The 12,830-nt window shown below is 40.7% G+C and carries 8 protein-coding genes, 1 tRNA gene and 1 pseudogene; all 10 read right to left on the bottom strand.

Translation table 11 applies throughout. The features are described 5' to 3' along the window. Window positions 1-214 precede the first annotated feature (214 nt). Window positions 215-4,426, bottom strand: a complete 4,212-nt coding sequence (rpoC, locus tag ACFIJ7_RS03985; protein ID WP_375644666.1) for a DNA-directed RNA polymerase subunit beta' — start codon at window positions 4,424-4,426, stop codon at window positions 215-217. Window positions 4,427-4,597: 171 nt separating this feature from the next. Further along, window positions 4,598-8,746: a DNA-directed RNA polymerase subunit beta gene (gene rpoB / locus ACFIJ7_RS03980; protein ID WP_375644665.1), complete on the bottom strand. Its 4,149-nt coding sequence runs from the start codon at window positions 8,744-8,746 to the stop codon at window positions 4,598-4,600. A 291-nt stretch (window positions 8,747-9,037) separates the two neighbouring features. After that, window positions 9,038-9,409 carry a 50S ribosomal protein L7/L12 gene (gene rplL / locus ACFIJ7_RS03975; RefSeq protein ID WP_012755028.1) on the bottom strand — a complete coding sequence of 124 codons (372 nt, stop codon included), beginning with the start codon at window positions 9,407-9,409 and terminating at the stop codon, window positions 9,038-9,040. 101 nt (window positions 9,410-9,510) lie between these two features. Beyond that, window positions 9,511-10,029, bottom strand: coding sequence for a 50S ribosomal protein L10 (gene rplJ / locus ACFIJ7_RS03970; protein WP_375636243.1), 519 nt, complete (start codon window positions 10,027-10,029; stop codon window positions 9,511-9,513). Between the two features lie 358 nt (window positions 10,030-10,387). Next, complete coding sequence (rplA, locus tag ACFIJ7_RS03965) at window positions 10,388-11,092, bottom strand: 50S ribosomal protein L1 (protein WP_375636241.1); 705 nt, start codon at window positions 11,090-11,092, stop codon at window positions 10,388-10,390. Between the two features lie 4 nt (window positions 11,093-11,096). Further along, window positions 11,097-11,525, bottom strand: a complete 429-nt coding sequence (gene rplK, locus ACFIJ7_RS03960; protein ID WP_273723157.1) for a 50S ribosomal protein L11 — start codon at window positions 11,523-11,525, stop codon at window positions 11,097-11,099. A 149-nt stretch (window positions 11,526-11,674) separates the two neighbouring features. After that, the gene (gene nusG / locus ACFIJ7_RS03955; protein WP_012755024.1) at window positions 11,675-12,205 is read right to left on the bottom strand and encodes a transcription termination/antitermination protein NusG; all 531 of its coding nucleotides are present in this window, start codon (window positions 12,203-12,205) and stop codon (window positions 11,675-11,677) included. A 20-nt stretch (window positions 12,206-12,225) separates the two neighbouring features. Continuing rightward, on the bottom strand, window positions 12,226-12,438 hold the full coding sequence (gene secE, locus ACFIJ7_RS03950) for a preprotein translocase subunit SecE (RefSeq protein WP_375636240.1): 213 nt from the start codon (window positions 12,436-12,438) through the stop codon (window positions 12,226-12,228). 204 nt (window positions 12,439-12,642) lie between these two features. Next, window positions 12,643-12,718: transfer RNA gene (locus ACFIJ7_RS03945), tRNA-Trp, on the bottom strand. A gap of 47 nt (window positions 12,719-12,765) precedes the next feature. Continuing rightward, window positions 12,766-12,830, bottom strand: a pseudogene (locus ACFIJ7_RS03940) (elongation factor Tu); the annotation flags it as partial.

Here is a 12,830-nt window from a genome sequence, read left to right as displayed (position 1 = left end):
ATTTAATTTGTAGAGAATCAACTCTTTTCCTTGAATATGGCTTTTGAGTTTCACATAATTACAAAACAATAAGCTACTAAAGATGTTTAAAATAACTATTGCCTTATAATTTTTGATATTTTTCAGGAAAATATGCAACTTCTGCATTTCGAAATAAAAAAACGTCTGAATAGAAAGTTCAGACGTTTTTTTATTATGTGATGTTATATTTAAATTATTCAGTAACTGCTTGGGTTGTCATATTTGTCAACATAGCCTTAGCCACTTCGTTATTACTAGACTTACGCTGCTCATCTACAATCAAATCATCACGAACTGCAGCAATACGACGGATTTGAGAAATCGTACCCCCCGTACCTGCTGGAATAAGACGACCGACAATAACGTTCTCTTTAAGTCCTTGCAAAGTATCAATTTTACCAGAAACTGCTGCTTCAGTAAGAACACGTGTTGTTTCCTGAAACGATGCCGCCGAAATGAAAGAAGGCGTTTGAAGAGAAGCTTTTGTAATTCCAAGAAGAATGGGATTACCAGAGGCAGGTTTCTTCCCTTCTGCAATCAAATTATCATTGATTTCATCAAGTTCAATACGATCAACATTATCACCTGGAATATAACCAGAATCTCCAGATTCAGTAATTTCAACTTTTTGCAACATTTGACGAACAATCACTTCAATGTGCTTGTCATTAATAAGAACTCCCTGCAAACGATAAACCTCCTGAATCTCATTAACAAGATAAGATGCCAAAGCTTCAACCCCCTTAATCGCCAAGATATCATGAGGTGCTGGATTACCATCAAGGATATAATCTCCCTTTTCAATTTGATCACCTTCTTGGAAGTGAAACAACTTACCTTTTGGAATCAAATATTCTACTGCCTCAAGAGTTTCATCATTTGGTTCAATAATGATACGACGTTTATTCTTATAACCACGGCCGAATCGAATCGTACCACTTACTTCAGCAATAATCGCATGATCCTTTGGACGACGCGCTTCAAAAAGCTCAGCCACACGTGGTAAACCACCCGTAATATCTTTCGTCTTGGCACTTTCCATTGGCAAACGAGCAATAACATCACCAGCCTTAACATGAGCACCAAGCTCAACAGAAAGAATAGTTTCCACTGACATCATATAACGCGCTTCACCTCCCTTATACAATTTAGCAATGGATTCACCTTCTTTATCTGCATGGATAATAATGGCTGGTTTAAGATCCGCACCACGTGGATTAGCGCGCCAATCAATCACCAAACGCTTCGTAATACCCGTAGATTCATCAGCTGTTTCAGTGACAGATAAACCATCAATCATATCTTCAAAACCCACATAGCCTTCAACTTCCGTTAAAATTGGACGTGTGTAAGGATCCCATTCTGCTATACGTTGGCCACGTTTAACCATATCACCATCATCAACAAAAATATGGGCACCATAGCTAACACGATGTACAACGCGCTCTTTTCCTAACTCATCCTTGATAAGGATAGCCATATTACGCCCCATCACAACCAAATGTCCTTCAGAGTTACGAACCACATTACGATTACGAATCTCCACCTTACCTTCATAAGATGCCTCTAAATAAGATGAATCAACAACCTGCGCAGTTCCTCCTAAGTGGAAAGTACGCATAGTAAGCTGTGTTCCCGGTTCACCAATGGATTGAGCAGCAATAACACCAACGGCTTCTCCCTGATTAACAGGTGTTCCACGCGCCAAATCACGACCATAGCATTTTGCACAAACACCAAGACGTGTTTCACATGTTAAAGCAGAACGAATTTGAACAGATTGAATTCCAGCTTCTTCAATCTTCGCGACATCAGCTTCCTCAATCATCGCTCCACCTTCAAGGATAACCTCTCCAGAGACAGGATGTAGAATATCAACAAGCGCTGTACGACCAAGAATCCTTTGCCCAAGGGAGGCAACAATTTGTCCTGCATCAACAATTGGCTGCATGGTAAGCCCTTTTGCGGTACCACAATCAACTGCTGAAATAATAGCATCCTGTGCAACATCAACAAGACGCCGTGTTAAATAACCAGAGTTCGCCGTCTTTAACGCAGTGTCAGCAAGTCCTTTGCGTGCACCATGCGTGGAATTGAAGTATTCATTAACAGTTAGACCTTCTTTAAAATTTGAAATAATGGGGGTTTCAATAATTTCACCCGATGGTTTTGCCATTAATCCACGCATACCGGCCAATTGTCTCATCTGGTTAGCAGAACCACGTGCCCCAGAATGCGACATCATATAGATCGAATTCATCGGCCGTTGACGACCTGTTTTAGGATCAAAATCGACGGCTTGAATACGTTTCATCATTTCATCTGCAACGCGATCTGTACATTTACCCCAAGCATCTACAACCTTATTGTATTTTTCACCTTGTGTAATCAAACCATCATTATATTGCTGTTCATACTCCTTAGCCAAAGCTTCTGTCTCTGCAACTAAACGCGGCTTACTATCAGGAATAACCATATCATCCTTACCGAATGAAATTCCTGCACGACAAGCATAAGAAAAGCCAAGCTGCATAATACGGTCGCAAAAAATAACCGTCTCTTTTTGTCCACAGTGCCGATAAACATGATCAATCATTTTAGAAATATTCTTTTTCGTCATTTCTTGATTGACAATATCAAATGAGATATCCGAATTTCTTGGCAAAAGCTCACCGATAATCAAACGACCAGGTGTCGTATCATAAAGTTTAGAAACTTCTTTTCCATCCTTCCCCATATTCTTAACACGGCCTTTAATCTTCGTATGAAGCGTTACAACCTTATTTTCCAAGGCATAATGAAGCTCACCTATGTCAGAAAAAGCCATTCCTTCACCTGGTTCTTTTTCAGAAACAATTGAAAGATAATAAAGACCAAGGACCATATCCTGTGAGGGAACAATAATTGGGGCACCATTGGCCGGATGAAGAATATTATTGGTCGACATCATCAAAACACGAGCTTCAAGCTGAGCTTCAAGAGAAAGCGGAACGTGAACCGCCATCTGATCTCCATCAAAATCCGCATTAAAAGCAGTACACACCAGTGGATGAAGTTGAATAGCTTTGCCTTCAATTAAGATAGGTTCAAAAGCCTGAATCCCCAAACGGTGCAATGTTGGCGCACGGTTGAGTAAAACAGGGTGTTCACGAATAACCTCATCCAAGATATCCCAAACTTCTGGATGTTCTTTTTCAACAAGCTTCTTTGCCTGCTTTACCGTTGATGAATAGCCTTTTGCATCAAGCCGCGCATAAATAAAAGGCTTAAACAATTCAAGAGCCATTTTTTTGGGAAGACCACATTGATGCAATTTTAATTCAGGACCCGTCACGATAACAGAACGCCCCGAGTAATCAACACGCTTCCCAAGTAAGTTCTGACGAAAACGTCCTTGCTTACCCTTCAACATATCTGATAGGGACTTGAGAGGACGTTTATTGGCTCCAGTAATCACACGCCCACGCCGTCCATTATCAAACAATGCATCAACAGCTTCTTGTACCATACGCTTTTCATTGCGCACGATAATTCCAGGAGCACGCAATTCAATCAGCCGTTTCAATCGGTTATTACGATTAATAACCCGCCGATAAAGATCATTCAGATCTGATGTCGCAAAACGCCCACCATCAAGCGGAACCAATGGACGCAAATCCGGTGGAATAACCGGAATTGTTTTCATAATCATCCACTCTGGCTTATTTCCAGATTCAAGAAAATTTTCAACGATTTTAAGTCGTTTAATCAGTTTTTTCTGCTTTAACTCTGAAGTTGTTTCAGCTAATTCGAGACGCAAATCATTGGCGATTTTATTTAACTCCATACCAGCTAAAAGCTCGTAAATAGCTTCAGCGCCAATCATAGCTGTAAACTGATCTTCTCCAAACTCATCAATAGCAAGCATATATTCTTCTTCAGAAAGAAGCTGATGGAGCTTAAGAGATGTCAATCCTGGTTCGGTTACAATATAATTCTCAAAATAAAGAACCCGCTCAATATCTTTTAAAGTTAAATCTAAAAGTGTAGAAATACGACCTGGTAATGATTTAAGAAACCATATATGCGCAACAGGTGCCGCAAGTTCAATATGCCCCATACGCTCACGACGTACGCGCGAAAGAGTAACCTCTACACCGCATTTTTCACAAATAATGCCCTTATACTTCATGCGTTTATATTTGCCACATAGACATTCATAGTCTTTAATAGGGCCAAATATACGTGCACAAAAAAGACCATCACGCTCTGGTTTAAAAGTCCTATAATTAATAGTCTCAGGCTTCTTAATCTCACCATACGACCAGGACAAAATTTTCTCAGGACTCGCAATAGAAATGCGAATAGAGTCAAATGTCTGCGCTGGCGCTTGAGGATTGAAAAGATTCATGACCTCGTGGTTCATGCTGTTCTCCTTCAAAGATTCTTAGAACCTGTTGTAATATCTCATTTTTTTATAACAGATCTTCTTTAAAATACATTTACTTTTAAAAATGACCTGTATAACCTTAATAAGGTTATTGAAACTCTTAAAGCAATCAGAGCGCAGTCTTTTTCTACTGCGCTCCTTGAATTATTATTCTGCTGTATCAGACAATGCCCGCTGTGCAATAAATTCGCGCGCATCATCAAGCTCCACATTAAGAGCAAGTGAGCGCATTTCTTTTACCAACACATTAAAGCTTTCGGGTATACCCGCCTCAAATGTATCATCACCACGCACAATTGCCTCATAGACTTTCGTTCGACCAGCCACATCATCTGATTTTACTGTTAGCATCTCCTGCAAAGTATATGCAGCACCATAAGCTTCAAGTGCCCAAACCTCCATTTCACCAAAACGCTGACCACCAAACTGTGCCTTACCTCCTAATGGCTGCTGCGTAACAAGTGAATAGGGACCAATAGAACGTGCATGAATCTTATCATCAACAAGGTGATGCAATTTCAACATGTAAATATATCCTACCGTTACTGGACGATCAAAAGGCTCTCCAGTACGACCATCATAAAGCGTAACCTGCCCTGAACTATCTAAGCCTGCGTCCTCCAGCATCATGTTAATATCAGACTCATGTGCTCCATCAAAAACAGGCGTTGCAATTGAAACCCCTTTCTTCATCTGTAATGCCAATTTGTAAAGGCTTTCATTATCATACTGACGGACCGGTTCATTTTGATTATCATCAGGCATAAGATTTTCAATACGCTGACGCAACGGCAATATATCCCCAGTCTCTTGATACAATTCTAACAAATCACCAATCTTCTTGCCCATCCCCGCACATGCCCAACCAAGATGCGTCTCAAGAATTTGTCCAACATTCATACGACTAGGCACACCAAGCGGATTCAAGACGATATCAGCATGGGTCCCATCTTCAAGAAATGGCATATCTTCTACGGGAAGAATACGTGAAACAACACCCTTATTCCCGTGACGTCCCGCCATCTTATCACCTGGTTGGATTTTGCGCTTCACAGCCACAAAAACCTTCACCATTTTCATGACACCAGGAGGCATTTCATCACCTCTTTGGACCTTTTCAACTTTATCCATAAAGCGACGTTGTAATGCTTCTTTTGATTCATCATATTGCTTGCGCAAAGCTTCAATTTCATTTTGAAGTTTTTCATCCTCAACAGCAAATTGCCACCACTGGGATCGTGGATAATGCCCCATTACTGTACCATCAAGCTTTTTGCTGCCCGAAAAGCCTTTCGGACCTTCTACAGCAACTTTACCTGTCAACATATCGGTAAGACGCGCATAAACATTGCGATCAAGAATAGACTGTTCATCATCACGGTCTTTTGCTAAACGCTCAATTTCTTCACGCTCAATTGCCATTGCACGTTCATCTTTTTCCACGCCATGGCGATTAAAAACGCGAACTTCAACAACAGTACCAAAAGTCCCTGGAGGCATACGCATAGAAGTATCACGAACATCGGATGCCTTCTCCCCAAAAATTGCACGCAGAAGCTTTTCTTCCGGCGTCATGGGACTTTCACCTTTTGGGGTAATCTTTCCAACTAAAATATCACCTGGTTGAACTTCAGCACCAATATAAATAATGCCAGCTTCATCAAGATTTCTTAACGCTTCTTCCGCAACATTAGGAATGTCGCGCGTAATTTCCTCAGGCCCAAGTTTTGTATCGCGTGCTGCAACTTCAAATTCCTCAATATGAATTGAAGTAAAAACATCATCAGCAACAATGCGCTCAGATAACAAAATAGAATCTTCATAATTGTATCCATTCCAAGGCATAAAGGCTACGAGAACATTCCGCCCAAGAGCTAAATCACCAAGATCCGTGGATGGACCATCTGCAATGATATCACCTTTCTCTACCCTATCACCGACATGTACAAGAGGACGCTGATTAATACAAGTGGACTGATTAGAACGCTGAAATTTCTGTAGGCGGTAAATATCAACGCCTGATTTTGAAGGATCTAAATCTTCTGTTGCACGGATAACAATACGAGTAGCATCAACTTGATCAACAACACCACTACGTTTTGCACTCACAGCAGCTCCTGAATCGCGCGCAACAATGGCTTCCATTCCCGTCCCAACAAATGGCGCTTCAGCACGTACAAGAGGAACTGCCTGACGCTGCATGTTCGATCCCATAAGCGCACGATTCGCATCATCATTTTCCAAAAAAGGAATAAGCGCTGCTGCAACTGAAACCAACTGTTTTGGTGAAACATCCATCAAATCAACATGATCACGCGGCGCCATTAAAACTTCACCAGCATGACGGCAAACAACAAACTCTTCTGTAAAACGACCTTCACTATCTAATGAAGAATTAGCTTGAGCGACATAATGCTTTGCTTCTTCCATCGCTGAAAGATAAATAACTTCTTTTGTGACTTTTCCATCAACAATTTTTCGATATGGGCTTTCAATAAAGCCATATTTATTAACTCGCGCAAATGTTGCTAAGGAGTTAATGAGACCAATATTGGGGCCTTCTGGTGTTTCAATCGGACAAATACGACCATAATGCGTAGGATGTACGTCACGGACTTCAAAACCCGCACGTTCACGAGTCAAACCACCTGGACCAAGAGCAGAAAGACGGCGCTTATGGGTAATCTCCGACAATGGATTAGTTTGATCCATAAACTGCGACAATTGCGAAGACCCAAAAAACTCACGAACTGCTGCTGCTGCAGGCTTTGCATTGATCAAATCCTGTGGCATAACTGTATCAATTTCAACCGATGACATACGCTCTTTTATCGCACGCTCCATACGAAGAAGACCAATGCGATATTGATTTTCCATTAACTCCCCAACGGAACGAACGCGACGGTTGCCAAGATTATCAATATCATCAATTTCGCCACGACCATCACGCAATTCAACCAACATCTTAACAACAGCGAGAATATCCTCTTGGCGTAAAATTCGAACTGTGTCTGGACAATCAAGATCCATACGCAAATTCATCTTAACACGCCCAACAGCTGAAAGATCATAACGCTCTGGATCAAAAAACAATGAATGGAACATTGCTTCTGCTGTATCGATTGTTGGGGGCTCACCTGGACGCATCACTCGGTAAATATCAAATAACGCATCCTGCCGACTTTCATTTTTATCCACCTTCAAAGTATTGCGGATATAAGCGCCAATATTCATGTGATCAATATCAAGGATATTGATTTGATCAGCACTAACATCAAGCAAAATTTTTAATACTTTTTCGTCAATTTCATCACCAGCTTCAAGGTAAATTTCACCTGTTTCGTAATTGACGATATCTTCGGCTAGATAACAACCTAATAAATCATCTTCACTAACTTTAACCGCTTTAAGTCCTTTTTCTGCCAAAGACTTCGCAGTACGAACTGTTAATTTTTTACCAGCCTCCGCGACGACTTCACCACTATCTGCATCTATAAGGTCAGAGATGAGCTTCATTCCTTTAAAGCGATCAACAGAATAAGGAACTCGCCATCCTTCTCCATCACGCTCATAAGGCACTTTATCATAAAACGTCGATAAAATATCTGACGCATCCATACCCAGTGCCATCAAAAGACTAGTAACAGGAATCTTGCGCCGTCGATCAATACGTGCATAAATGATGTCCTTAGCATCAAACTCAATATCAAGCCAAGAACCACGATACGGAATAACACGAGCAGCAAAAAGAAGCTTTCCTGATGAATGGGACTTTCCTTTATCATGGTCAAAAAAGACACCAGGAGAACGATGCATCTGCGAAACAATAACACGTTCCGTACCATTAACAATAAAGGTACCATTCGTCGTCATTAAAGGCATATCGCCCATATAAACGCCTTGCTCTTTAATGTCTTTGATATCTTTGGAGCCAGTATCCTCATCAACATCAAAAACAATCAAACGTAATATGACCTTTAATGGGGCAGCATAAGTTAAATCACGTTGACGGCACTCCTCAACATCAAATTTCGGTAAATCAAATTCATAACCAACAAACTCAAGCATAGCTGTACCGGAAAAATCTGAAATAGGAAAAACCGATTTAAAAACAGCTTGCAAACCTTCATCTGGTCGTCCACCTTTCGGTTCCTCAACCATGAGAAACTGATCGTATGACGCTTTTTGAACCTCAATAAGATTCGGCATTTCTGCTACTTCAGGAATCTTACCAAAAAATTTGCGTACGCGCTTACGACCATTGAATTGAGACATCATTGCGTGAGTCTGAGCCATCGTCGCTCCTTGATCTTTACTCTTCAAGGTAGACCAACCTTGAAAGCCTTATATCATTAACCTGCATATGCAGACCAGTTCACTTGATACTCAATAATGAGCATCTTTAACTTTCCCCATCAACATAAGCCATTTATCTTTTTGACTCTATGATGAAGGGACGGATAGTGCAAACCTATCCCATTATTGTTACGAAACCGTTGGGAAAAGGTTTTTTTACTCATTATTTTTCCTCTTTGTATTAAGAGAAAGAAAATCGGCGAACATAAATGCCCGCCGATAAAATTAAATTTACTTAAGTTCTACTTTAGCACCAGCAGCTTCAAGTTGAGATTTAATTTTTTCTGCTTCTTCTTTAGAAGCACCCTCTTTAATAGGCTTAGGTGCCCCTTCAACCAGATCTTTAGCTTCTTTAAGACCAAGTCCAGTAAGAGCACGAACTTCCTTAATAACATTAATTTTTTGCGCGCCACCTTCAACAAGAATAACATCAAATTCTGTTTTTTCTTCAGCAGCTGGAGCAGCAGCACCAGCAACAGCAGCGACAGCTACAGGAGCAGCAGCCGAAACTCCCCACTTCTCTTCAAGTAACTTAGAAAGCTCAGCGGCTTCCAAAAGGGTTAGATTAGAAAGGTCTTCTACGATCTTCTCTAGATCAGCCATTTTTAAATTCCTTCAATTAAAAGATTTGAACCATTATTAAATCTTATCCAAAAAAACAGAAAAGCATTAAAGCCCTTCCATAAACGTGAATACAAACAGCCTTAAGCCGCCTTATCCTTCTGAGCATATGCTCCAATGACACGTGCAACCTGACCAGCAGGAGCATTAACAACCTGTGCAATACGGGTCGCAGGGGTAGAAATCATACCCACAAGTTTTGCACGCAACTCGTTTAATGAAGGCAATGAAGCCAATGACTTCACAGCATCTACAGTTAAACTTGTTGCACCCATTGAACCGCCAAGGATGACAAATTTGTCATTGCTTTTCGCAAAATCAACAGCAACTTTCGGTGCTGTGATTGGATCTTCTGAATAAGCAATAAGTGTTTGTCCAGTAAACAAACCCACTATCGATTCAGATTCCGTGCCCTGAAGAGCGATTTTAGCAAGACGGTTTTTGGCGACTTTAACGGCACCGCCAGCTTCACCCATTTTCGAACGTAGATCATTCATCTGTGAAACTGTCAGACCGGAATAATGTGCAACAACAACAGAACCAGACTTTCGAAAAGCCTCGTTAAGCCATGTAACAAATTCGCGTTTCTCCGCTCTATTCACTGTCTCTCTCCATTTAACAGATTTGCTTAAAACAAACCTGTTGGTTACCTTTGATAACATAAAATACTTCATGTCACCGATGAGGATCCTGTCCCCTTTTTCACGCATAACGATCAAAGGCAACCTTGGCTCAAACCCTTTAAGTCTTTTAACTCTCAGTTTTTACCCCAGTCTCATGCAGGTTTTTTTTGATTAAGATACTTAAAAGCATCACCTACAATCTCGGACAGGATATTCCGGAATTTCTTCCGGTATAACCTAAGCCCTATAAAGCTTAGATAGCTAAATGCTGATCAAAACCAGCATTTTAAATACAATTTTGATATTCACATACCCCAAAATAAAATTATAAATCAGCTTACACTAGCTCTGAACGAACCGTTGCTGGATCAACTTTAACACCAATTCCCATAGTCGAAGAAACAGCAACGCGCTTAATATACTCACCTTTTGCACCTTGCGGTTTGGCTTTAATGACTGCACTTGCAAAGGCCTTTATATTTTCTACGATTTTTTCAACACCAAAAGAAGCCTTACCAATACCAGCATGCACAATACCAGCTTTTTCCACACGAAACTCAACAGCACCACCTTTAGAAGCTTTGACAGCACCGGCAACATCAAGTGTTACAGTACCAACTTTCGGATTCGGCATCAAACTCCGCGGACCAAGAATCTTACCAAGACGACCAACAAGAGGCATCATGTCTGGTGTTGCAATACAACGATCGAAGTCTATAGTCCCTCCATTAATGCTTTCAAACAAATCTTCAGCCCCTACAATATCAGCTCCTGCCGCCTTAGCTTCCTCAGCCTTATCCCCACGAGCAAAAACGGCAACACGAATATTTCTTCCTGTTCCATTAGGCAAATGAGCAACTCCTCGAACCATTTGATCAGCATGACGAGGATCAACACCCAAGTTCATTGAAATTTCGATTGTTTCATCAAACTTAGCAACTGCACGCTCCTTAACCATTGAAACGGCATCTTTTAAAGCGTAAAGTTCATTAAAATCAATATCTTTTCGGATATTTTTTATTCTTTTTGCTACTTTTGCCATAATATTAGCCCACCACTTCCAAGCCCATCGAGCGAGCAGAACCTTCAACCATACGCATTGCTGCCTCAATGTCATTCGCATTAAGATCTTTCATTTTTGATTCCGCAATCGAACGAATTTTATCGCGAGAAATGCTTCCTACAGACACTTTACCAGGCTCTTTTGAACCAGATTTCAGGTTTGCTTCCTTCTTTAAAAAGAATGATACAGGAGGCGTCTTGAGAGAAAATGTGAAAGACTTATCTTGGTAATACGTAATAACAACTGGAATCGGTGCTCCCTTTTCCATTTCTTGTGTAGCTGCATTAAACGCCTTACAAAATTCCATGATATTAATACCGCGTTGCCCAAGAGCTGGACCAATCGGTGGAGATGGAGTAGCAGCTCCTGCAGGAACCTGCAACTTAAGCTGACCTATACTTTTTTTTGCCATAACAATCTGCCTTTAATTTCACTGGTATACTGACAATTTATCTTGCCCATTACCCGCCGCAGTCACGTGGTTCGGATCATTAAGCCGACAAAAGCCATAAATCACCTCCCACTCCTTCCTTAAAGTAATTAAAACTACTCTAAGTTTAATCAGAGTTTTTCAACCTGACCAAATTCCAAATCAACAGGCGTAGGACGCCCAAAAATAAGCACTTCAACCTTAAGACGAGAGCGCTCTTCTTCAACCTCTTGAACAATTCCATTAAACGAAACAAAAGGACCATCAGCAACACGAACCTGCTCTCCAACCTCAAACAATACAGAAGACTTTGGAGACTCAACCCTTTCTTGAACTTGTTTGAGAATTTGCTCAACCTCTCGATCAGAAATGGGAACAGGACGCGCATCCGATCCTAAAAAACCTGTCACTTTAGGCGTATTCTTAATAAGATGATAAACTTCATCTGTTAACTCAGCACGAACAAGAACATAACCAGGAAAAAATTTCCGCTCAGCATCAACTTTACGTCCACGACGAACCTCTACAACACGCTCTGTTGGAACAAAAATCTTTTCAAAAAGATGATCAAGTCCTTTTTGCTTTGCTTCCTTATCAATAGCTTCCGCTACTTTCTTTTCAAAATTTGAATATGCCTGAACAATATACCAACGAGCTGCCACAGTCACACTTCCTTACATTCTCAACTAAAAAGATATTTCAGAAGATCAATAACCCGCCAAACACCAAAATTCATAACCTGATCCACAATAAAAAAGAAAGCTGAAGCCAACGCAGTTACCAACAAAACCATAACAGTAGAAATAACCGTCTCACGACGTGTAGGCCATTTCACTTTAATTGTTTCTGCATAAACCTGCTTCAAAAAGGTAATCGGATTGGTTTTAGATGCCATCGTCACACTATACTCTCTCTAGCCCTATTGTATTTTATACAAAAAAATAAACAGAAAGAAATGCAAAAGCCAACTTTCAGACTTATGCAATTTCCTCACTTTTTATTCAATACCGTTTCATACACAAAAAAACAAGCCCTATATCAAAAAAAGCGAAAAAGGCAGCAAAATCCACTCCCTTATATGTAAAATTCTATTCCCCTTTGGCAGGGGCAGCAGGACTTGAACCCGCGACCTGCGGTTTTGGAGACCGCCGCTCTACCAACTGAGCTATACCCCTAACTCTCAAAACTAAAACACTTTTAACATCCCTTTAACAAGCATTATTTATTCAATGATCTTAGAGACGATACCGGCACCAACAGTACGACCACCTTCACGAATAGCAAAAC

Origin of the sequence: Bartonella sp. MR100HLJHH (genome assembly GCF_042194215.1) — a bacterium.
In the GTDB taxonomy this organism is placed as follows: domain Bacteria; phylum Pseudomonadota; class Alphaproteobacteria; order Rhizobiales; family Rhizobiaceae; genus Bartonella; species Bartonella grahamii.
This window is presented reverse-complemented; position numbering and strand designations above follow the sequence as displayed.

Bases quoted from the DNA above. Each gene is read 5' to 3' on its own strand.
- rpoC (WP_375644666.1), bottom strand. From the start codon at position 4,426: ATGAACCACGAGGTCATGAATCTTTTCAATCCTCAAGCGCCAGCGCAG.
- rplK (WP_273723157.1), bottom strand. From the start codon at position 11,525: ATGGCAAAAAAAAGTATAGGTCAGCTTAAGTTGCAGGTTCCTGCAGGA.
- rpoB (WP_375644665.1), bottom strand. From the start codon at position 8,746: ATGGCTCAGACTCACGCAATGATGTCTCAATTCAATGGTCGTAAGCGC.
- rplA (WP_375636241.1), bottom strand. From the start codon at position 11,092: ATGGCAAAAGTAGCAAAAAGAATAAAAAATATCCGAAAAGATATTGAT.
- rplL (WP_012755028.1), bottom strand. From the start codon at position 9,409: ATGGCTGATCTAGAGAAGATCGTAGAAGACCTTTCTAATCTAACCCTT.
- secE (WP_375636240.1), bottom strand. From the start codon at position 12,438: ATGGCATCTAAAACCAATCCGATTACCTTTTTGAAGCAGGTTTATGCA.